Origin of the sequence: Burkholderia sp. 9779_493 (genome assembly GCF_015712215.1) — a bacterium.
GTDB classification, from domain to species: domain Bacteria; phylum Pseudomonadota; class Gammaproteobacteria; order Burkholderiales; family Burkholderiaceae; genus Burkholderia; species Burkholderia cenocepacia.
In genome coordinates this window covers 68,679-90,787 of the sequence record NZ_JACCQA010000015.1, presented here as the reverse complement: position 1 = coordinate 90,787, position 22,109 = coordinate 68,679, and the positions used below count along the sequence as shown (strand labels likewise).

Genomic DNA, 22,109 nt, shown 5'->3' with positions numbered 1-22,109 from the left:
AGTAGCGTCATTTCTGCATCAACGGCCGTGTGGTCAGTCGAGCGCCTTGTCGTTCGGGTTCGCGTACAGCTTCTTCATCGAATCGGACAGCGGGAAGTTCAGGTTCAGCCCCTTCGGCGGGATCGGGTTCTCGAACCACTTCGCGTAGATCTTCGCGGCTTCGCCCGACTTCTCGACTTGCGAGATCGCGTCGTCGACGACCTTCTTGAAGTCGGCGTCGCCCTTGCGCATCATGCAGCCGTAAGCCTCTTCCGATTGCGGCGTGCCGACGATCACCCATTCGCCCGGCTGCTTCGCCTTCGCGCGCTCGCCCGCGAGCAACGCGTCATCCATCATGAATGCGACCGCACGGCCCGATTCCAGCGTGTTGAACGAATCGCCGTGATCCTTCGCGCTGATGATGTTCATGCCGAGCTGCTTGTCGTTGTTCATCTTGCGCAGCAGGCGCTCCGACGTCGTGCCGGCCGTCGTCACGACCGTCTTGCCCTTCAGGTCGGCGAAATCCTTGACGCCCGAATCCTTCTTCGTCATCAGGCGCGTGCCGATCACGAAGATCGTGTCGGAGAACGCAGCCTGCTGCTGGCGCTCGAGGTTGTTGGTCGTCGAGCCGCACTCGATGTCGACCGTGCCGTTCTGCACCAGCGGAATACGGTTCTGCGACGTGACGGGGATGTTCTTCACCTGCAGGTTCGGCAGGTTCAGCTTCTTCTTCACCGCGTCGACCACCTTCAGCTGGAACTCGCGCGAATAGCCGACCACCTGCTGGTTCTGGTCGTAATAGGAGAACGGAATCGACGATTCGCGGTGGCCCAGCGCGATCACGCCCGTGTCCTTGATCTTCTTCAGCGTGCCCGTCTCCTGAGCATGCGCGCCGCTTGCGAACGCGCAAAGCGCCGCGACCGTCAGGACTGCCTTGTGGAATTTCATTTTGGTCATCTCCTTGGCTAAAACCCGCGCCAGTGTATCAAAGTAATATTTTTGAAAGTACTGGTTGTTTACCGCACTACGAATCGCCCTGTGCGAAGCCTTCCTCCAGGCTTCGGGCGCTCCGAATGCGCGCGCGGGCGATGCCGGATCCGGCACCGCCCGCGAGGGTTCATATCCGCAATCGGGTGGATTGCGTCATGAATCGATCATAGTCGACGATCAGGGGTAGAGGCCGCGCATTTCGCGCGCCATCAGGATGCGCTTGCACGCGACGATGAACGCCGCCGTACGCACCGTCACCTTGTGCTCTTCCGCGACCGCCCACACGCCGGCGAACGCTTCGCGCATCACGCGCTCGAGACGATGGTTGATCTCGTCTTCCGTCCAGAAGAAGCTCGAGAAATCCTGCACCCACTCGAAGTACGACACGGTCACGCCGCCCGCGTTCGCGATCACGTCGGGGATCACCAGCACGCCGTTCGCGCTCAGGATGTCGTCCGCCGCCGTCGTCGTCGGGCCGTTCGCGCCTTCGACGATGATCTTCGTGCGGATCTTCGCCGCGTTCTTCTCGGTGATCTGGTTTTCCAGTGCCGCCGGGATCAGGATGTCGGTCTCGACCGTCCAGAACTCGTCGTTCGGCATCGGCTCGGCGCCTTCGAAGCCCGCGACGCCGCCCGTGCGTGCGACGTGGTCGAGCAGCTTGTTCGAATCGAGGCCGGCCGGCTGGTAGATCGTGCCCGTGTGATCCTGCACCGCGATCACCTTCGCACCCGCTTCCTGGAACAGCTTCGCCGCGATGCCGCCGACGTTGCCGAAGCCCTGCACCGCGATGCGCGCGCCTTCGATCTCGAGGCCCTTCTTCTTCGCCGCTTCCGAACCGACGACGAACACGCCCCGGCCCGTTGCTTCCTTGCGGCCGAGCGAACCGCCGAGCGAGATCGGCTTGCCGGTCACGACGCCGGTCGACGTCTGGCCCTGGTTCATCGAGTACGTGTCCATCATCCACGCCATCACCTGTTCGTTGGTGTTGACGTCCGGTGCCGGAATGTCGGTGTTCGGCCCGATGATGATGCCGATTTCGCTGGTGTAGCGGCGCGTCACGCGCTCGAGCTCACCACGCGACAGCTTGCGCGGGTCGACGCGGATGCCGCCCTTCGCACCGCCGTACGGCACGTTCACGGCCGCGTTCTTCACCGACATCCATGCCGACAGCGCCATCACTTCCGACAGCGTCACGTCCTGGTGGTAGCGCACGCCGCCCTTGCCCGGGCCGCGCGACACGTTGTGCTGCACGCGATAGCCTTCGAAGTGCGCGACGGTGCCGTTGTCGAGCTCGATCGGGCAGTCGACGATCAGGATGCGCTTCGGGCGCTTCAGCGTTTCGAGCCAGCGCGACAGCGAACCGAGGTACGGCGCGACGCGATCGACCTGCTGAAGGTAGTTGCCCCACGGGCCGAGATCGTCGGCGTGCAGGTAGGACGGGATGGACTGCTGTTGCGAAGACATGGATGCTCCAACGTTCAACGGATTGCGCACATTGTCGAAAAACCCGTTTTTTTTATCCAATGCCGTTTGTTTATTCGATTATGCGTTTCTTGCATGATCGCGATTTTTCGCAAATCCGCGGTCGATTTGCGCAAGAACGGCCGCGATCGGCCGTGCATCGCGTTCGCGAAAAATCGGATGGCGTGGATGCATGCCGCCCGCCGGACCGCCGTCCGACAGGCGCCGCAAGGCCGCCGTTGGCCGGCCGGGCCCGGTTGGCGGATTAACCGCCGGCGGTTAATCCGCCGTGTCGCCGGCTGTGTCGCGCAGTTCGTCACGCACGACGTCCCACAGTGCGCGCACCAGTTTCTGCCGCGGCTCGTCGCCCTGCAGCGCGAGCTTGTCGCAGTACAGCCGGATCTCCATCGTCAGCGTGAACGGATGCGCGCCGCGCGCCGACCGGTCGAGCCGGATCAGCCGGCCGCCCGCGACCGCATCGTCGACCGCGCTGTGCGGCAGGAACGCGACGCCGTGCCCCGCGAGCGCCATCGCCTTCAGCCCTTCGGCCATGTCGGTTTCGTACACGCGATCGAGGAACAGCCGGGTCGGCGCATTCGCGATGATGACTTCGGTCATCCGGCCGAGATACGCGTTCGGCGTATACGACAGGTACGGCACGCGCGCGTCGGCCGCGCCCGGCAGCGTATGGCGCGGCCGGCCCGCGCGGCCGGGCGCCGAGAACGGGCTGATCGGCTCGCTGCCGAGGATCAGCATGTCGTAGCGCGCCGGGTCGAGCGCGACCGGGTGGCTCGGGTGGTGGTAGCCCATCACGAGATCGCAGCCGCCCTCGACGAGCGACAGCACCGCGTCGTGCACGTTCAGCGCGCGCAGCCGCGTGTGGACCTGGCCCATCTTCGCCTCGATCCGCTGCAGCCAGCGCGGGAAATACGTGAGCGACAGCGTGTGCGGCACCGCGAATTCGATCGTCGGCACCGGCGCGCCGACGTGGCCACGCAGCAGCGTGCGCGCCTCGTGCGCCTGCGACAGCATCGTCAGCGCCTGCTCGTAGAAGATCTGTCCGGCCTGCGTGAGCCGCGTCGGATAGACCGACCGATCGATCAGCTCGGTCGCGAGCCACGCCTCGAGCGCCTGGATACGCCGCGAAAACGCCGGCTGCGACACGTGCCGCAGCTCGGCGGACCGGCTAAAGCTGCGCGTTTCCGCGAGGGAGACGAAGTCTTCGAGCCATTTCAGTTCCATGCAGGCGGGCGGCGGTCGGGAAGAAGCCTGCATTCTACCGGCGGGCGGACCCGGCCGGCGGTGTCGAGCGCGGCCCGGCGAGCCGGCGCGGGCGCCCGCCGGCCGGCCATTCGCGCGTCGCTGCGGCGCCGCCCGGGCGTCGCGCGCCCGCGGCCACCGCGGCCGGACCGGTTCGGCCGGGATCGGCCCGCGCCAATGGTAAAATGTCGGATTCTCCTTCCCCTCGCTCGACCCGGCCCCAAGGCCCGCCCGATCATGTCCGACACTCGTCCCGATACGCTTTTCGCCCTCACCGCGCTCTCGCCCATCGACGGCCGCTACGCCAGCAAGACCGAAGCGCTGCGCGACTGGCTCTCCGAAGCCGCTTTCATGCGCCACCGCGTCACCGTCGAGGTGCACTGGCTGATCGCGCTGTCGCGCGCCGGCTTCGCGGAAGTCCCGCGCTTCTCCGATGCGTCGGAACAGTTCCTGCTGCAGCTCGCCGAGCGCTTCACCGCGCACGACGCCGCGCGCATCAAGGAAATCGAGCGCGTGACGAATCACGACGTGAAGGCCGTCGAATACTGGCTGAAGGAATCGGTGAAGGGCCAGGCCGAACTCGAGAAGGCGAGCGAATTCATCCACTTCGCGTGCACGTCCGAGGACATCAACAACACGTCGCACGGGATGATGCTCGCCGGCGCGCGCGAACACGTGATCCTGCCGGCGCTGCGCACGGTCTACCAGCGCCTCGTCGCGCTCGCGCACGCCCACGCCGAACAGCCGATGCTGTCGCGCACGCACGGCCAGCCGGCCAGCCCGACGACGCTCGGCAAGGAACTCGCGAACGTCGCGGCCCGCCTCGCCCGCGCGATCACGCGCATCGAGAAGGTCGAGATCCTCGGCAAGATGAACGGCGCGGTCGGCAACTTCAACGCGCACCTGTCGGCGTATCCGGAATTCGACTGGGAAGCGTTCTCGCGCGACGTGATCGAAAACCGCCTGAAGCTCACGTTCAACCCGTACACGATCCAGATCGAGCCGCACGACTACATGGCCGAACTGTTCGACGCGGTCGCCCGCGCGAACACGATCCTGCTCGACCTCGACCGCGACGTGTGGGGCTACATCTCGGTCGGCTACTTCAAGCAGAAGACGAAAGCCGGCGAAATCGGCTCGTCGACGATGCCGCACAAGGTCAACCCGATCGACTTCGAGAACTCGGAAGGCAACCTCGGCCTCGCGAACGCGACGCTGCGCCACCTCGCCGACAAGCTGCCGGTGTCGCGCTGGCAGCGCGACCTGACCGACTCGACGGTGCTGCGCAACATGGGCGTCGCGCTCGGCTACTCGCTGCTCGCGTACGACTCGCTGATCCGCGGCCTCGACAAGCTCGAAGTGAACCCGCAGCGCCTGAACGAAGATCTCGACAACTGTTGGGAAGTGCTCGCCGAGCCGGTGCAGACGGTGATGCGCCGCTACGGCATCGAGAACCCGTACGAGCAGCTGAAGGAACTGACGCGCGGCAAGGGCATCACGCGCGAGGCGCTGCAGGAATTCGTCGGCACGCTGGCGATCCCGCAGGATGCGAAGGAGCGCCTGCTCGCGATGACGCCGGCGTCGTACATCGGCAAGGCCGTCGAACTCGCGAAGCGGATCGCGTAAGCGCCGCCGCCTGACGAAAAAAGCCCGATGCGAGCAATCGCATCGGGCTTTTTGCTTGTCGGACGATCAGAACGAAATCATCCGCCCCGGGTTGAGCGCGCTCATCACGCTCATCGCCGCCTTCGCGGCCGGAATCGCGATCGGCGACAACTGCCGGCCAAGCGGAATCGCGCGATGGTCGATGCCCGTGAGCATCGAGAAATCGTCGTTGCGACCGACGAAATCGTCGCAGATCGCCTTGCCGATCCGCACCGTCTGCGCGACGCCGTGCCCGCTCCAGCCCTGCACCATGTACATCGGCACGCGGCCGTCGGTCTTGCGGCTGTCGGTGGCGCCGTTCAGCGTGAAGTCGCTGACGCCGCTCCAGCAGTAGTCGAGCGCGAAGCGGCCGTCGTGCTGCGGAAACACCGTGTTCAGCCGCGTCAGCAGATACGCGTTGACGTCGGGCTGCGCCCAGCAGGTGCCGGTGCCCTGCCCGCCGAACAGCAGCCGGTTGCCGCGTACCGGCCGGTAGTAGTCGATCTGGAACTGCGTGTCGTACACCGGCATCCCGGCCGGCATCAGCGTCGCGACGTCGACGTCGAGCGGCGCCGTCACGCTCACGTACGTGAAGAACGGCACGGTGGTCGCCGCGCCGTCGTCCAGCAGCCGGAACGTCGTGTTGTGCAGCGCGAGCACGACGCCGCGGCGCGCGGTGATCGTGCCGCCCGGCGTCGTCGCGACGACGCCCGCGGGCGTCTCGTCGAGCTCGAGCACTTCGGTGCCCTCGTACAGCGCGCCGCCGTTCAGCTGGAAGCCGTGCACGAGGCCGCGCACCAGCGCGAGCGGATGGATCTGCCCGCCGATCGCGTCGATCGCCGCGCCGTGGTACAGCCCCGAGCGCACGTATTCGTCGTGCAGCTGATGGCGGCCGACGAGCGTCACGCCCGCATCGCCGAGATGACGGCGCGCATCCGCGCCGTCGAGCAGCGCGCTCATGTGGCCGGGGTGAACCGCCGCCGTCACGTGGCCGCGCTTGCGGTCGAGATCGAGCGCGTAACGCGCGCCGATCTCGTCGATCAGGTCCATCGACTCGGCCGACGCGAAGCGCCACAGCCGCTTCGCGTCGTCGTGCGCCAGGTGGTCGATCATGTCGGCGGCTTCCCAGCGCGCGAGGCCGGGCGTCAGCTGGCCGCCGTTGCGGCCCGACGCGGCCGAACCGACGTGATGCTTGTCGACGAGGATCGTGTCGACGCCCGCTTGCGCGAGATGCAGCGCGGCCGACGCGCCGAGCAAGCCCGCGCCGATCACGAGCACGTCGCACACGATGTCATGCGCGAGCGGCGCGCTGTTTTCATGGCGCGACAGCGACGCTTCGTACCAGTTCGCCGGATGCTCGCCGTCGTAGCGGGCCGGATCGCACCAGTTCCAGTTGTCTTTTTCGATGTTCAGTTGCGTTTGCTCGAAACGCGCTTCTCCCTGGATCAGGGGTTTGTTGTTGGACGTCATGATTGCACTTGCATGGTCTTGGGCCGCCTGTCGATGAGCCTGCTGGCTTCGCGGGTGGGGGCAGCCGGTTCCACATGGGTGTCAACGAGAAAGGGGGCGCGATGGCCCGTGTTGACGGCGGGCACGCTCGTGCCGCCTGGATCCCGGACTGTGCGAAAGCACGTATTGAAAGGTGCCGGGACACCCAATTTCTACACCGCAGAAATAATTCTACAGTGTAGAATAAGCTTTCGTCAAGTTTACAACTGGCGCCGTGCCGGCCTGCCAGCCCGTCTCGATGAAAGACAAACCTGCCCAGGGGCCGCGCGGCCTCGACAAGGACGCGATCGTCGCGGCCGCGCTCGCGCTGCTCGAAGACGTCGGCGAAGCCGCGTTCAGCGTGCGCAAGCTCGCGCAGTCGGTCGGCTGCGACCCGATGAGCGTGCTGTATCACTTCAAGTCGAAGGAAGGCCTGAGCCGCGCGATCGCGAATGCGCTGTCGCGCTCGCTCGTGCCGGTCGATCCTTCCCTGCCGTGGCGCGAACGGCTGCGCGACCTCGCGCGTCAGTACCGCGCACTCGCGTTGCGCTACCCGGCCGCGTTCGCGCTGCTGCAGCGGCACATGAGTACGGGGCCGGCCGATCTCGCGCACATCGAGGCCGTGCATCGCGCGCTGACCGACGCCGGCATCCCGCGTGCGGCGCTGCCGGCGGTATGCGTCGGCTGGTACGCGAGCGTGATCGGCCTCGCCGCCGCCGAAACGGGCGGCCTCACGCGTGCCGCGAACGACGTCGAACTCGCGGAAATGCACGCGCTGTCCGACGCCGGGCATCCGCTCGTCAAGTCGGCCGCCCCGCTCTATGCGCAACTCGATCCGGCCGTCGTGCACGACACGATGCTCGACGTGCTGCTCGACGGGATCGCGCAACGCGCGCGCACGGCCTGACCGGCCCACGCATCGCAAACGAAAAAGGCGCCCGAAGGCGCCTTTTCCATGACGATGGCCGCGGACCGCGCTCAGTGCTGCTGCGCGAGACCGATCTTCAGCATGACCTGATCGACGATCTGCTCGGGCGTCAGCTCGATGCTGACCTCGATCGCCTCGTCCGGGCCCGGCTCCTCGAGCGTGTCCAGCTGGCTCTTCAGCAGCGACGGATCGAAGAAATGGCCGGTGCGGCTCTTCAGGCGCTCCTGCAACACTTCGAACGAACCCTTCAGATACACGAACCGCACGTCGGTGTCGGCGCCGCGCAGCACGTCGCGGTACGACCGCTTCAGCGACGAGCACGTGAACACGGCCGTCTCGCCCGCGTGCTGCTTTTCCTCGATGGCCGCGCGAATCGTGCGCAGCCACGGCCAGCGGTCTTCATCGGTCAGCGGAATACCGTGGTGCATCTTTTCCTTGTTCGCCGCGCTGTGAAACGCGTCGCCATCGGTATAGCTGCACGACAGGCGTTCCGCCAGCATTTCGCCGATCAGCGACTTGCCGGCGCCCGACACGCCCATTGCGATCAGAATCATTGACTACCCCTTGTTACAGAACCATGCTCAGCAGCAACGTGAAACTGAGACCGAGCACCGAGATGATGGTTTCAAGCAGCGACCAGGTCTTGAACGTCTGACCCACCGTCATCCCGAAGTATTCCTTGATCAGCCAGAACCCGCCGTCGTTCACGTGCGAGAAGATCAGCGAGCCCGAGCCCGTCGCGAGCACCAGCAGCTCCGGGCTGACCGACGCGCCCGACGCCGCCGCGATCGGCGCGACGATACCGCAGGCCGTCGTCATCGCGACCGTCGCCGAACCCGTCGCGAGACGCATCAGCGCCGCGACGAACCAGCCGAGCAGCAGCGGCGACAGGTGCGCATGCTTGGCGGTCTCGACGATCTGCTGCGAGATCCCGCTGTCGCGCAGGACACCGCCGAAGCCGCCGCCCGCGCCGACGATCAGCGTGATCCCGGCGATCGGCGCCAGGCACTCGCCGCAGAACTTCTGGATCTGGTCGCGGTTGAAGCCCTGCAGCTTGCCGAACGTGAAGAAGCTCACGAGCACGGCGATCAGCAGCGCGACGTCCGAGTTGCCGGCAAAGCGCAGCAGGTTGTTCGGCAGCGACTTCGGTGCGAACACCAGGTCGGCCCAGCTGCCGACGAGCATCAGCACGACGGGCAGCAGGATCGTGAACAGCGTGATGCCGAAGCTCGGCAGTTCGCGCTTGCGGCCATCCGCGTTCGAATCGACGAATTGCGACGCGAGCGGGTTGTTTTCCGGCAGCTTCACGAACTTCGAGATCGTCAGCGCGAACAGCGGGCCCGCGATGATCGCGGTCGGCACGCCGACGACGAGACCGAATGCGATCGTCTTGCCGATATCGGCGCCGTATTGCTGGACGGCCAGCAGCGCGGCCGGGTGCGGCGGGATCAGCCCGTGCACGACCGACAGGCCGGCCACCATCGGCAGGCCGACGACGAGCAGCGACTTGCCGGTGCGCTTCGCGACGTTGAACGCGATCGGGATCAGCAGCACGAAGCCGACTTCGAAGAACACCGGCAGGCCGACGATGATCGCGACGAACATCATCGCCCAGTGGATGTTCTTTTCACCGAACCAGTCGATCAGCGTGGTCGCGATCCGTTCGGCGCCGCCCGATTCGGCCATCATCTTGCCGAGCATCGTGCCGAGGCCGACGACGATCGCAATGTGGCCGAGCGTGCCGCCGGTGCCCGTTTCGAACGACTTGACGATCTTGTCCATCGGCATGCCGACGACGAGACCGAGGCCGAGCGAGACGATGATCAGCACCAGGAACGGGTAGATCTTGTAGCGCGCGATCATCAGGATCAGCGCGGCAATCGCGATCAGCGTGAATACGAGCAGCATGCTGCCTTGGACGGCCCCCATGTGGCACTCCTCCTAGAATTGTTCGAACCGGGCGAGTCGTTGCGAGTATGCCCGGCTATGCAGGTCTCCGAAACACGGGGGGTACCCACCCCGTCAGGACGCTGAATTTTACTTATCTTTGCGATCCGCGGATAGAACCGGTTCCATCAGCAAAAACCCTCGGTAAAACAAGCACTAACGCTCGCTTTCCGAGGGCTGATTCTTCATTTCATACAAGTATTAACGGGGCAGCTGGCTCGCCGCTTGCGCGAGGCGCGTGACTTCGGCCCAGTCCTGCGCGGCGAGCGCGGCCTTCGGCGTGAGCCACGAGCCGCCGACGCACACGACGTTCGGCAGTTTCAGGAAGTTCGGCGCGGTATCGACCGTGATGCCGCCCGTCGGGCAGAACTTCAGCGCCGGGAACGGACCGTGGAACGCCTGCAGCATCGGCACGCCGCCCGCCTGCTGCGCGGGGAAGAACTTCACGATGTCGTAGCCGAATTCGAGCGCCTGGATGATGTCGCTCGGCGTCATCACGCCCGGCAGCAGCGGCAGGCCCGCGTCGAGCGACGCGAGGTGCAGCTCCTTCGTCAGGCCCGGCGACACGCCGAACGTGGCGCCCGCGCGCTTCGCCTGCGCGCAGTGCTCGGGCTTCGTGATCGTGCCGACGCCGACGACGATGTCGTCCGCGAGCTGGCTCGCGCGCTGGATCGCCTCCAGGCCGGCCGGCGTGCGCAGCGTGATCTCGAGCACCTTCACGCCGCCCGCGTGCAATGCACGCGACACGTTTTCGCCCTGCTCGACCGAGTCGAATGCGAGCACCGGAATGACCGGGCCCAGCTTCACGATTTCAGCAATCGTCTTCATTGAATTGGCTCCTTGAAATTCATGCGGCGACGCTGACGGCGGTTTCGCCGACCAGCGTCCCGAAAACCGATGCGCCCTGCTCGGCCGGTGCGGCCGCCGCACGGAACACGCCGAACAGTTCACGCCCGAAACCGACTTCGTTGTCGGCCTGGTGCTGCGGCTGCGCGACCGGGCGCGCGTGCCACTCGGCGTCGTCGACCTCGATGTCGAGCACGCCGGCTTCCGCGTCGATCACGAGCATGTCGCCCGTCTTCACCTTGCCGATCGGGCCGGCCAGCAGCGCCTCCGGCGACACGTGGATCACGGCCGGCACCTTGCCCGACGCACCCGACATGCGGCCGTCGGTGACCAGCGCGACGTGGAAGCCCTGATCCTGCAGCACGCCGAGCAGCGGCGTCAAACGGTGCAGCTCGGGCATGCCGTTGGCGCGCGCGCCCTGGAAGCGCACCACCGCGACGAAATCGCGCTTCAGCTCGCCGCGATCGAACGCTTCCTGCACGGCTTCCTGCGAGTCGAACACGATCGCGGGCGCCGTCACCTTGCGGTGCTCGGGCGCGACCGCCGAGATCTTGATCACGCCGCGACCGAGCCGGCCCTGCATCAGGCGCAGGCCGCCGTCCGGCTGGAACGGCTCGCGAATGCCGCGCAGCACCTTCGTGTCGTGGCTCTCGGCCGCGCCGTCGACCCACGTCAGCTTGCCGTCGATCAGCTTCGGCTCCTTCGTGTAGTGCGCCAGCCCCTTGCCGGCGACCGTCGTCACGTCCTCGTGCAGCAGCCCGCCTTCGAGCAGGTTGCGTACCAGGAACGCGACACCACCCGCCGCGTGGAAATGGTTCACGTCGGCCTTGCCGTTCGGGTAGATCTTCGCGAGCAGCGGCACGACCGCCGACAGCTCGTCGAAGTCGTTCCAGTCGATCAGGATGCCGGCCGCGCGCGCGATCGCGACGAGGTGCAGCGTGTGATTGGTCGAGCCGCCCGTCGCGAGCAGCGCGACGATCCCGTTGACGATCGCCTTTTCGTCGATCACATGGCCGATCGGCGTGTAGTGGCCGCGCTCGACGGTCAGGTCGAGTACGCGGCGCGCGGCCTCGGCCGTCAGCGCGGTGCGCAGCGGCGTGTGCGGGTGAACGAAGGCCGAGCCCGGCAGGTGCAGCCCCATCAGCTCCATCAGCATCTGGTTGCTGTTCGCGGTGCCGTAGAACGTGCAGGTGCCGTGGCCGTGATACGCGGCCGACTCGGCTTCGAGCAGCGCGTCGCGGCCGACCTGGCCGGTCGCGAACTGCTGGCGGATCTTCGCCTTGTCGTCGTTCGACAGGCCGCTCGTCATCGGGCCGGCCGGCACGAAGATCGTCGGCAGGTGGCCGAACTGCAGCGCGCCGATCAGGAGGCCCGGCACGATCTTGTCGCAGATGCCGAGGCAGAGCGCCGCGTCGAACATGTTGTGCGTGAGCGCGATCGCCGTGCCCATCGCGATCGCTTCGCGCGAAAACAGCGACAGCTCCATTCCCGGGTTGCCCTGCGTGACGCCGTCGCACATCGCCGGCACGCCGCCCGCGAACTGCGCGACCCCGCCGTTCTCGCGCGCGGCGGCCTTGATGATGTCGGGGAAGTCCTTGTACGGCGCATGCGCGGACAGCATCTCGTTGTACGAGGACACGATGCCGATGTTCGGCTCGCGGATCGCCTTGATCGCGAACTTGTCGTTACCCTCGAGGCCCGCGAAGCCGTGCGCGAGATTCGCGCACGACAGCGCGCCGCGTGCCGGGAACTTGCCTTGCGCGCCGTCGATGCGCTGCAGATAGGCGGAACGGGTCGATTGGCTGCGGGCGATCACGCGTTCGGTGACCTTCGCCAGAGTGGGGTGCAGCGACGTCATGCTGGGCGCTCCTGTATGCCGGCCGACACCGGCGGTTGGAATCGTGGGGACGGTCGAGCTTCGTCGATCGAACGAAGGCAGTCTAGTAGAAAAACTACAAGCACGCAATGTGGTTTCGCGCCCTCGCAACCGTTATTCCCGCCACCAGCAAGGCTTTAATCAGTGAAAACCCTAATCCACCTTACTCGACCCACGCCGAAACTTCTGCAATATCGCTAGTATTTTTATGTAGATTTTCTACAATTCGATTGCGATACACTCCCGCATCCGAACCCGATTTCCACGTGCCGTCCCATGCTGCCCCGCATTGAAGCGATCCGCCCCGAGCTGCGCCCGTCCGAGCGCAAGCTCGCCGACTACATCCTCGCCGCGCCGCGCGAGGTGCTCGACCTCGCGATGACCGAGCTGTCGACCCGCGCCGGCGTCAGCCAGCCGACGATCGCGCGCTTCTGCCAGGCGCTCGGCTGCAGCGGCTTTCGCGAATTCAAGATCCGGCTCGCGCAGAGCGTCGCGCCAGGCGTGTCGTCGGTGTACCGCGACGTCGAGCCCGACGAACCCGCGCCGGGCATCATCGGCAAGGTGTTCGACCGCACGATCGGCGCGCTGATCGAGGTGCGCAACAGCCTGTCGGCGGGCAGCGTCGCCGACGCGATCGCGCTGCTGTCGAACGCGTCGCGGATCGAGTTCTATGGCGCCGGCGGCTCGGGCATCGCCGCGCAGGACATCCAGCACAAGTTCTTCCGGCTCGGCGTGCCGAGCGTCGCGTATTCGGATCCGCACACGTTCTCGATGTCGTCGGCGCTGCTCGGGCCGCACGACGTCGTCGTCGCGATCTCGAACACCGGCCGCACGCGCGACATCGTCGACGCCGCGCGCTCCGCGCTCGCGTGCGGCGCGAAAGTCGTCGCGATCACGCAAAGCCATTCGCCGCTCGCGAAGCTCGCGACGGTCAGCCTCGCGTCGAACGTCGCCGAGGAAACCGACGTGTTCTCGCCGATGACGTCGCGAATGTCGCATCTCGCGATCGGCGACATCCTCGCGGTCGGCGTCGCGCTGTCGCGCGGCCCCGCGCTGATGGAACGGGTCGGCCGCGCGAAGGAAGCGATCACGCGGCGCCGGATCGACGACCCGACGAAGGAGTAGCGGTCGCGGCGACGCCGCGCGTAAACGAACAACGGCGCCCCGAGGGGCGCCGTTGCGCATGATTCGGCGGTGACGTACCGCCGGCCGCGCCGCCGCCGGCCGCGCCGCTCAGAACGGCTTGATCACCACCAGCGCGACCGCCGCGAGCATGCCGAGCACCGGCAGCTCGTTGAACACGCGATACCACTTGTCGGTGCGGCGGTTCTCGCCGCGCTCGAACACCCGCAGCAGGTGCCCGCAATACGCGTGGTAGACGATCAGCAGCAGCACCACGGTCACCTTCGCGTGGATCCAGCCCTGCCCCTGGCCGATGCCGATCACGAGCCACAACCACAGCCCGCACGCGAGCGCCGGCACCGCGATCATCGTCATGAAACGGAACAGCTTGCGCGCCATCAGCAGCAGGCGCCGCACCGCGGCCGGATCGGTCTCCATGGCCAGGTTCACGTAGATGCGCGGCAGGTAGAACAGCCCCGCGAACCACGCGGCGATCAGAACGACATGGAACGTCTTGACCCAGAGCATTGCCATCGGTTGTGCGCCTCGCTGTTGACTTACTGACGGCCTTCGCCGTGCCCGAGCACCACGTACTTCAGCGACGTGAGCCCTTCCAGGCCGACCGGGCCGCGTGCGTGCAGCTTGTCGTTCGAGATGCCGATTTCCGCGCCGAGGCCGAATTCGAAACCGTCCGCGAAGCGCGTCGACGCGTTGACCATCACGCTCGCCGAATCGACTTCGCGCAGGAAACGCATCGCACGGTCGTGATCCTCGGTGACGATCGCGTCCGTGTGATGCGAGCCGTAATGGTTGATGTGCTCGATCGCGGCGTCGAGGCCGTCGACGACCTTGATCGCGAGCACCGGCGCCAGATATTCGGTGTGCCAGTCTTCTTCCGTCGCGTCGACGAGCGGGCCGACGCCCGCATCGGCGAGCACCGCGCGCGCGGCCGCATCGACGCGCAGTTCGACCTGCTTGTCGCGATACAGCTTGCCGAGCGGCGGCAGCAGCTTCGCGGCGATGCCGCTCGCGACGAGCAGCGTCTCCATCGTGTTGCAGGTGCCGTAGCGGTGCGTCTTCGCGTTGTCGCAGACGGTCAGCGCCTTGTCGAGATCGGCGCGATCGTCGACGTACACATGGCAGATGCCGTCGAGATGCTTGATCATCGGCACGCGCGCCTCGTTGATCAGCCGTTCGATCAGGCTCTTGCCGCCGCGCGGCACGATCACGTCGACGTATTCGGTCATCGTGATCAGCTTGCCGACCGCCGCGCGATCGGCCGTCGCGACGACCTGCACCGCATCCTGCGGCAGGCCGGCCGCCTCGAGCCCTTCGCCGATCAGCTTCGCGAGCGCCGCGTTCGATTCGAGCGCCTCGGAGCCGCCGCGCAGGATCGTCGCGTTGCCCGACTTCAGGCACAGCGCGGCCGCGTCGATCGTCACGTTCGGGCGCGACTCGTAGATGATGCCGATCACGCCGAGCGGCACGCGCATCTGGCCGACCTGGATCCCGCTCGGGCGGAACTTGAGGTTACCGATCTCACCGATCGGATCGGCGAGCGACGCAACCTGGCGCAGCCCTTCGACCATCGTCTTCAGCGCCTTGTCCGACAGCGTCAGGCGGTCGACGAACGCCGCATCGAGCCCCTTTTCACGGGCACGGGCGACGTCGCGTGCGTTCGCCTCCTTCAGCGCCTGCGCGTCGCGCTCGATCGCGCGGGCCACGGCGTCGAGGGCCGCGTTCTTCGCGGCCGTGCTGGCGCGCGCCATCGCGCGGGAAGCGTGCCGGGCGCGGCGGCCCAGGTCGGTCATGTACTGATCGATATCCATCGTGTGACTCGAGAAGCGAGCCGCGCGGAGCGGCATGAATTCGTGGGGAAGCGGGGGACGGCCACCCGGGGACGGCCACCCGGGACGGCCGTCCGGGAGTGATGATTCGCGGGACAACCGTCCGTGCAGGGCAGCGGCCGATGTGCCGCGCCAGCTATCGAAGCATTGTAAGCGGGTTGCGCAGCGCGCGCTGAAGGCCCGAACGGGACTTAGCGTCGCACGCGACCCGCGGTCGGCGGTCGCTCGCCGCGGGCGCCCGCGACCGTCATCGCGAGCTGGAACAGCCCGTCCCACGGATCGGGCGGCGGTTCGTCCTGCGTGCGGCGGCCCGGCGTGACGGCCGTCAGCCCCTTGACCTGCCGGTCGAGCTTCGCGGCGAACGCGAGCGCCTTTTCGAGCACCGCCTCCGACACGCGGTTCAGCGCGGGCGCGATCAGTCGCTCGCGCGGCCCCCACACACGGTTCTCGCGCAGCAGCGTCGCGAGCGGCTTGCCGGCCGTCGTGCCGCGCTTGATCCGCAGCAGCGTGCGCAACTCCTCGACGACGGCCCACATCACGAGCACGATCGCCTCGCCCTCGCCTTTCAGCCCGTCGATCATCCGCGCGAGCCGCGCGGCGTCGCCGGCGAGCATCGCTTCGTTCAGCTTGAACACGTCGTAGCGCGCGACGTTCAGCACCGCGTCGTGCACCTGCTCGAACGACAGCGCGCCCTGCGGATACAGCAGCCCGAGCTTCTGGATTTCCTGGTGCGCGGCGAGCAGGTTGCCCTCGACACGCTCCGCGATGAACTGCAGCGCGCGGCGCCCGTCCTCGCCGGGCGCGGCGCGCTGGCCCTGCATCGCGAGTCGCTGGCCGATCCAGTTCGGCAGTTGCGCACGGTCGACCGGATCGATCTTCAGCGCGACGCCGCCGTTCTGCAGCGCGGTAAACCATGCGGATTTCTGCGTGGCCGCGTCGAGGCGCGGCAACGTGACGAGCATCAGCGCGTCGGGGTTGGGCGTGGCCGCGAGCGTCTTCAGCGCGTCGGCGCCTTCCTTGCCGGGCTTGCCCGACGGAATGCGCAGTTCGATCAGCTGGCGCTCGCCGAACAGCGACATCGCCTGGGTCGCGCCGAGCAGCACGCTCCAGTCGAAGCCGCGCTCGACCGTATGCACCGACCGCTCGGTGAAGCCGGCCGCGCGTGCGGCCGCACGAATGCGGTCGCACGCTTCCTGCGCGAGCAGCGGCTCGTCGCCGTAGACGGTATAGAGCCCGGCCAACCCCTTCGCGAGGTGCGGCTCCAGCGCATCAAGTCGCAATTGCATCGCTGCGTGCGCCCGCGATCAGAGCGGCGGCGGCGGCAGCGGCGCGCGCGGCGCCACGCCCGGCACCACGTCCTCCGGCGCCGGCGTCAGCGAGTGGACGATCGCGAGGCGCCGCATCAGCTGGTCGACCGCGTCGTTCTGCATGTCGCCGTACAGGATGTCGGCTTCCTGCGCCTTCGCGTTCGTGTACTGGTCGCTGTACGTCATCGCGCGGTTCAGCGCGATCGCGCTCGGCGGGATCAGCACGGTGCCGTCCTTGCTCGTCAGCGTGTAGTTCAGCGTGTAGAACAGCGCGTATTCCTGCGCGGAGCCGTACTTGTTGAGCGTCAGCGTGTTCTGGCCACGCGACTCCCACATGCGCAGCACGGCGTCGGCGTCGTCCGCCGACTTGACGATCTTCGTGTCGCTGCCGGCCTGAACGAGGCGCGTGAGCCGCGCCTCGACGGGCGCCGGCGCACCGGCCACGAACAGGTGCTTGAACGCGTAGTCCTGCTGGCCGCGCAACTGGAAGCCGCATGCCGACAGCGCGACCGCGCTGCCGACGAGCATCAAAAACGATCTGCGGATCACCTTCGCTCCTTCTGGGTACGTCCGACGGCCGGCGGCCGTCAGACGACGATGTTCACGAGGCGGCCCGGCACGACGACGATCTTCTTCGCCGGCTTGCCGTCGCTGAACTTCGCGAATGCCTCGTCGGCGACCGCCGCCGCTTCGATCGCGTCGCGGCTCGCATCCTTCGCGACCTTCAGCGCACCGCGCACCTTGCCGTTCACCTGCAGCACGAGTTCGATCTCGGCCTGCTCGAGCGCAGCCTCGTCGACCTTCGGCCACGGCGCATCGAGCAGCGGGCCGAATTCGTCCGCGTAGCCGAGCGCCTTCCACAGCTCGAACGTGACGTGCGGCACGACCGGGTACAGCACGCGCAGCAGCACGCCGTACGTCTCGCGCAGCACGGCGGGCGTCGCGCCCTTCGCGCCGTCGATTGCGTTCAGCATCTTCATCGCGGCCGACACGACCGTGTTGTACTGCAGGCGCTGGTAGTCGAAATCGGCCTGCTTCAGCACGCTGTAGATCTCGCGGCGCAGCGCCTTGTCGGCGTCGCCGAGCGTCGCTGCGTCGAACCCGGCGCGGGCGGCGAGCGCTTCGCGGTTGCCGTAGCCGAAGCTCCACACGCGGCGCAGGAAGCGGCTCGCGCCTTCGACGCCCGCGCCCGACCACTCGAGTTGCTGCTCGGGCGGTGCCGCGAACATCGTGAACAGGCGCGCGGTATCGGCGCCGTACTGGTCGATCAGCAGTTGCGGATCGACGCCGTTGTTCTTCGACTTCGACATCTTCTCGATGCCGCCGAGCACGACCGGCTGGCCGTCCGCGTTCAGCGTCGCACCGACCGGGCGCCCCTTGTCGTCGTGCGTGACCGTCACGTCGAGCGGGTTGTACCAGGTCTTCTTGCCTGCCGCGTCCTCGCGGTAGTACGTCTCGTTCAGCACCATCCCCTGCGTGAGCAGGTTCTTCGCCGGCTCGCCGAACTTCACGAGGCCGAGGTCGCGCATCACCTTGGTCCAGAAACGCGAATACAGCAGGTGCAGGATCGCGTGCTCGATGCCGCCGATGTATTGGTCCATCGGCATCCAGTAATCGGTGCGCGCGTCGACCATGGTCTCGGCGTCCGGCGCCGTGTAGCGCGAGAAGTACCACGACGAATCGACGAAGGTGTCCATCGTGTCGGTTTCGCGCTTCGCGGCCGCGCCACACTTCGGGCACGTGCAGTTCAGGAACGCTTCCGACTTCGCGAGCGGGTTGCCCGTGCCGTCCGGCACGAGGTCTTCCGGCAGCACGACCGGCAGATCCTGCTCCGGCACCGGCACGTCGCCGCACGACGGGCAGTGGATGATCGGGATCGGCGTGCCCCAGTAGCGCTGGCGCGACACGCCCCAGTCGCGCAGGCGCCACGTGACTTGCTTGTCGCCGAAGCCGCCGGCCTTCAGGTCGGCCGCGACCACGTCGACCGCTTCCGCGTAGCGCAGGCCGTCGTACTTGCCGCTGTTCACGCAGACCGCGGTTTCCTTGTCGCCGTACCACTCTTGCCATGCGTCGAGCGAGTACGTCTGTCCTTCGCTCGCGATCACCTGCTTGATCGGCAGGTCGTATTTCTTCGCGAACGCGAAATCGCGCTCGTCGTGGCCCGGCACGCCCATCACCGCGCCTTCGCCATAGCTCATCAGCACGTAGTTGCCGATCCACACCTCGACCGGCTCGCCGGTCAGCGGGTGCTTGACCGAGAAGCCGGTCGCGACGCCCTTCTTCTCCATCGTCGCGACGTCGGCCTCGGCGACACCGCCGCGCTTGCATTCTTCGATGAACGCGAGCAGTTCCGGCTTGTCCTGCGCGAGGCGCGTGGCGAGCGGGTGCTCGGCCGCGATGGCGCAGAACGTGACGCCCATGATCGTGTCGGCGCGCGTCGTGAACACGCGCAGCAGCTTCTGCTCGCCGTCGAGTTCGTACGGGAAGCCGAAGTTCACGCCGAAGCTCTTGCCGATCCAGTTCTGCTGCATGATCTTCACGCGCTCGGGCCAGCCGAGGCCGTCGAGATCGTTCAGCAGCTCATCCGCGTACTGCGTGATGCGCAGGTAGTACATCGGGATCTCGCGCTTCTCGACGAGCGCGCCCGAGCGCCAGCCGCGGCCGTCGATCACCTGCTCGTTCGCGAGCACGGTCTGGTCGACCGGGTCCCAGTTCACGGTGCCCGTCTTCTTGTACGCGATGCCCTTCTCGAGCATCTTCAGGAACAGCCACTGGTTCCACTTGTAGTAGTCGGGCTTGCACGTCGCGATTTCGCGCGACCAGTCGATCGCGAGACCCATCGACTGCATCTGGCCCTTCATGTAGTCGATGTTGTCGTAGGTCCACTTCGCGGGCGGCACGCCGTTCGCCATCGCGGCGTTCTCGGCCGGCATCCCGAACGCGTCCCAGCCCATCGGCATCAGCGTGTTGTAGCCGTTCATCCGCAGATAGCGGTACATCACGTCGTTGATCGTGTAGTTGCGCACGTGACCCATGTGCAGCTTGCCGGACGGGTACGGCAGCATCGATACGCAGTAGAACTTCGGCTTCTGCGAATCTTCCTTCGTCTTGTAGGCATCGGCTGCGCGCCAGTCGCCCTGGGCGGCGGCTTCGACGTCGGCGGGTACGTATCTCTCGTGCATGGTGTGGTTCGGGCTAGGCTTTAAGCGGCGCGACGGCTCGCGCGCAGGATTGGATCGAAAATCGTGCGTGCCCGGCGCGGGAACGGGCTGACCGGTTCCGCGCCGGGAAAAACGTCGATTATACCGCCCGTGCGGGCCCGCACGGCCGGTCGCGCGGGCCAGGGCCCGTTCACGCCAATAACGGGCTTGCGCCGCCCCCCGGAATGAATTTTTCCAAACCGGGGAGCGCGCGCCGGGGCCCGCAGCGACGGCGTATCAGGCGTATCAGGGTTTCGCGCCGGCGGCGGCCGGCGCGGCCGCGCTCCCGGCCGGCGGCACGTCGGTCACGAAGCCGATCCGCGTGAGGCCCGCGGCCTGCGCGGCGCCCATCACCTGCGCGATCACGTCGTAGCGCGTCGCGCGCGACGCGCGCAGCCGCAGCTCGGGCGGCGCGGCGCCCGCGGCAGCGGCCTTGAACCGCGCCGGCAGCGCGTCGAGCGCCACGGGCGCGTCGTCCCAGTAGAGCTTGCCCGCGTCGTCGATCGACAGGGTGACGGATTGCGGCGTGTCGCGCGCGACACTCGCCGCGACCTTCGGCAGGTCGAGCCGGATCGCGTGCGTCATCAGCGGCGCGGTGATGATGAAGATGACGAGCAGCACGAGCATCACGTCGATCAGCGGCGTCATGTTGATTTCCGCCATCGGCGCGGACGCCTTGTGGTGCTCGAGCCCGCCGAATGCCATGGTCGTTCCTCCGGAACCGTCGCGTCAGGCGCCCTGCGCGCACACGAAGACGTGCAGATCGCGCGCGAAGCCGTCGAGTTCCTCGGCGAGCTGCCGGACGAGCCGGCCGAGGATGTTGTACGCGAGCACTGCGGGAATCGCGACGACCAGCCCGAACGCGGTCATGATCAGCGCCTCGCCGACCGGCCCCGCGACGTTCTCGATCTGCGCCTGCCCGCTCGCGGCGATGCTGCCGAGCGCGTGATAGATGCCCCACACGGTGCCGAGCAGCCCGACGAACGGCGCGGTGCTGCCGATCGACGCGAGCAGCACCTGGCCGAATTCGAGACGCCGCTGCGAGCGCAGCATCGCGTGACGCAACGCGCGCAGCACGCGTTCGCTGCGCTCGATACGCGCGGCCAGCGCGGCCGGGTCGTGGTCGTCGGCCGCATCGCGCGCGGCTTCGGCGAGCGGCACGAACACGCGCTCGCGATCGGCGCCGGCCAGCGCGGCGATGCCCGCGTCGAGCGACGGCGCGCGCCAGAACGCGGCGAGCGCGCGCGGCCCCTGCCGCTTCGCGCGGACCAGCAGCCAGGCTTTCATGAAGAGGAAGCACCAGCTGGCGACGGACATCGCCAGCAGCACATAGGAGACGGCGTGCGTGATCGCATCGCCGCTTTCGAGGTAGTGGACAACGCCGGTGGGAATCGCCATCGGAGTTTCCTCGCGGTGTCAGCGCAGGCCGAGCACGTCCTGCATGTCGAACAAGCCGGCGCCGCGCGCCGACAGGAAGCGGACCGCACGCAACGCGCCCTGCGCGTACGACACGCGGCTCGACGACTTGTGCGTGATCTCGATGCGCTCGCCGATCCCGGCGAACAGCACGGTGTGATCGCCGACGATGTCGCCGCCGCGCACCGCGGCAAAGCCGATCGACGACGGATCGCGCTCGCCCGTCACGCCGTGGCGGCCGTACACCGCGCAGTCGTCGAGCGAGCGGCCGAGCGCGCCGGCGACGGCTTCGCCCATCATCAGCGCGGTGCCCGACGGCGCGTCGACCTTGTGGCGGTGATGCGCTTCGATGATCTCGATGTCGTAGCCGTGCGAGAAATGCTTCGCCGCGAATTCGAGCAACTTCAGCGTGACGTTCACGCCGACGCTCATGTTCGCCGCGAACACGATGCCGATCTTGCCCGCCGCGGCTTGCAGCTCGGCCTTCTGCTCGGCGGTGAAGCCGGTCGTGCCGATCACGAGCTTCACGTCGTGGCGCAGCGCGGCCGCAATATGGGCCATCGTGCCTTCCGGACGCGTGAAATCGATCAGGTACTCGGCCTGCGCGAACACGGCGTCGAGATCGTCGGTCAGCTTGATCCCGGTGTCCTTGCCGAGGAACGCACCGGCGTCCTGGCCGAGGAACGGCGAACCGGCGCGGTCGAGCGCGCCGACGAGCTGCGCGTCGGCATCGTTGAGAACGGCTTCGATCAGCATCCGGCCCATTCGGCCCGATGCGCCGGCAATCGCAATCTTCAT

At 67.2% G+C, this 22,109-nt stretch carries 19 protein-coding genes; 3 read left to right on the top strand and 16 right to left on the bottom strand.

The window, feature by feature from the left end:
• Positions 1-33: 33 nt before the first annotated feature.
• From H0X95_RS17450 to H0X95_RS17440, 3 genes are all read right to left on the bottom strand, one after another.
• Positions 34-927 carry a glutamate/aspartate ABC transporter substrate-binding protein gene (locus tag H0X95_RS17450; protein WP_006483860.1) on the bottom strand — a complete coding sequence of 298 codons (894 nt, stop codon included), beginning with the start codon at positions 925-927 and terminating at the stop codon, positions 34-36.
• 219 nt (positions 928-1,146) lie between these two features.
• Positions 1,147-2,433, bottom strand: a complete 1,287-nt coding sequence (locus tag H0X95_RS17445; RefSeq protein ID WP_006483853.1) for a Glu/Leu/Phe/Val family dehydrogenase — start codon at positions 2,431-2,433, stop codon at positions 1,147-1,149.
• A 276-nt stretch (positions 2,434-2,709) separates the two neighbouring features.
• Positions 2,710-3,672 carry a LysR substrate-binding domain-containing protein gene (locus H0X95_RS17440; protein ID WP_006483851.1) on the bottom strand — a complete coding sequence of 321 codons (963 nt, stop codon included), beginning with the start codon at positions 3,670-3,672 and terminating at the stop codon, positions 2,710-2,712.
• 255 nt (positions 3,673-3,927) lie between these two features.
• Between H0X95_RS17440 and purB the strand changes: the two genes are divergently transcribed.
• Positions 3,928-5,316 carry an adenylosuccinate lyase gene (purB, locus tag H0X95_RS17435; RefSeq protein ID WP_006483408.1) on the top strand — a complete coding sequence of 463 codons (1,389 nt, stop codon included), beginning with the start codon at positions 3,928-3,930 and terminating at the stop codon, positions 5,314-5,316.
• Positions 5,317-5,382: 66 nt separating this feature from the next.
• On the opposite strand, the gene H0X95_RS17430 is transcribed toward purB, so the two are convergent.
• Entirely contained in the window at positions 5,383-6,804 is a 1,422-nt protein-coding gene (locus H0X95_RS17430; protein WP_059721658.1) for an NAD(P)/FAD-dependent oxidoreductase, read from the bottom strand.
• 277 nt (positions 6,805-7,081) lie between these two features.
• Here H0X95_RS17430 and H0X95_RS17425 point away from each other — a divergent pair, with 277 nt between their 5' ends.
• Positions 7,082-7,729 (top strand): TetR/AcrR family transcriptional regulator, encoded by a 648-nt coding sequence (locus tag H0X95_RS17425; protein ID WP_006483411.1) that lies wholly within the window; start codon positions 7,082-7,084, stop codon positions 7,727-7,729.
• 71 nt (positions 7,730-7,800) lie between these two features.
• Here H0X95_RS17425 and H0X95_RS17420 read toward each other — a convergent pair whose 3' ends face one another.
• The 4 genes from H0X95_RS17420 to edd form a co-directional block, all read right to left on the bottom strand.
• Entirely contained in the window at positions 7,801-8,304 is a 504-nt protein-coding gene (locus tag H0X95_RS17420; RefSeq protein WP_059721659.1) for a gluconokinase, read from the bottom strand.
• Between the two features lie 13 nt (positions 8,305-8,317).
• Positions 8,318-9,679 carry a GntP family permease gene (locus H0X95_RS17415; protein WP_006483417.1) on the bottom strand — a complete coding sequence of 454 codons (1,362 nt, stop codon included), beginning with the start codon at positions 9,677-9,679 and terminating at the stop codon, positions 8,318-8,320.
• A gap of 219 nt (positions 9,680-9,898) precedes the next feature.
• Positions 9,899-10,525 (bottom strand): bifunctional 4-hydroxy-2-oxoglutarate aldolase/2-dehydro-3-deoxy-phosphogluconate aldolase, encoded by a 627-nt coding sequence (eda, locus tag H0X95_RS17410; RefSeq protein ID WP_006483410.1) that lies wholly within the window; start codon positions 10,523-10,525, stop codon positions 9,899-9,901.
• A 19-nt stretch (positions 10,526-10,544) separates the two neighbouring features.
• Complete coding sequence (gene edd, locus H0X95_RS17405; RefSeq protein ID WP_059721660.1) at positions 10,545-12,401, bottom strand: phosphogluconate dehydratase; 1,857 nt, start codon at positions 12,399-12,401, stop codon at positions 10,545-10,547.
• 294 nt (positions 12,402-12,695) lie between these two features.
• Between edd and H0X95_RS17400 the strand changes: the two genes are divergently transcribed.
• Positions 12,696-13,544, top strand: a complete 849-nt coding sequence (locus H0X95_RS17400; RefSeq protein WP_006483414.1) for a MurR/RpiR family transcriptional regulator — start codon at positions 12,696-12,698, stop codon at positions 13,542-13,544.
• 108 nt (positions 13,545-13,652) lie between these two features.
• Here the strand turns inward: H0X95_RS17400 and H0X95_RS17395 are convergent, their stop codons facing one another.
• From H0X95_RS17395 to dapB, 8 genes are all read right to left on the bottom strand, one after another.
• On the bottom strand, positions 13,653-14,075 hold the full coding sequence (locus H0X95_RS17395) for a CopD family protein (protein WP_089434541.1): 423 nt from the start codon (positions 14,073-14,075) through the stop codon (positions 13,653-13,655).
• A 23-nt stretch (positions 14,076-14,098) separates the two neighbouring features.
• On the bottom strand, positions 14,099-15,370 hold the full coding sequence (locus tag H0X95_RS17390) for a glutamate-5-semialdehyde dehydrogenase (RefSeq protein WP_059721661.1): 1,272 nt from the start codon (positions 15,368-15,370) through the stop codon (positions 14,099-14,101).
• A gap of 209 nt (positions 15,371-15,579) precedes the next feature.
• Positions 15,580-16,674: a DNA polymerase III subunit delta gene (gene holA, locus H0X95_RS17385; RefSeq protein ID WP_006483419.1), complete on the bottom strand. Its 1,095-nt coding sequence runs from the start codon at positions 16,672-16,674 to the stop codon at positions 15,580-15,582.
• A gap of 18 nt (positions 16,675-16,692) precedes the next feature.
• Positions 16,693-17,244, bottom strand: a complete 552-nt coding sequence (locus tag H0X95_RS17380) for an LPS-assembly lipoprotein LptE (RefSeq protein WP_006483412.1) — start codon at positions 17,242-17,244, stop codon at positions 16,693-16,695.
• A 38-nt stretch (positions 17,245-17,282) separates the two neighbouring features.
• Positions 17,283-19,877 (bottom strand): leucine--tRNA ligase, encoded by a 2,595-nt coding sequence (leuS, locus tag H0X95_RS17375; protein ID WP_059721662.1) that lies wholly within the window; start codon positions 19,875-19,877, stop codon positions 17,283-17,285.
• Between the two features lie 264 nt (positions 19,878-20,141).
• Positions 20,142-20,600: an ExbD/TolR family protein gene (locus H0X95_RS17370; protein ID WP_196446128.1), complete on the bottom strand. Its 459-nt coding sequence runs from the start codon at positions 20,598-20,600 to the stop codon at positions 20,142-20,144.
• 24 nt (positions 20,601-20,624) lie between these two features.
• A complete protein-coding gene (locus H0X95_RS17365) occupies positions 20,625-21,293 on the bottom strand; it encodes a MotA/TolQ/ExbB proton channel family protein (RefSeq protein ID WP_196446127.1) in 669 nt (222 codons plus the stop codon).
• A gap of 18 nt (positions 21,294-21,311) precedes the next feature.
• Positions 21,312-22,109 carry a 4-hydroxy-tetrahydrodipicolinate reductase gene (gene dapB / locus H0X95_RS17360; RefSeq protein WP_006485630.1) on the bottom strand — a complete coding sequence of 266 codons (798 nt, stop codon included), beginning with the start codon at positions 22,107-22,109 and terminating at the stop codon, positions 21,312-21,314.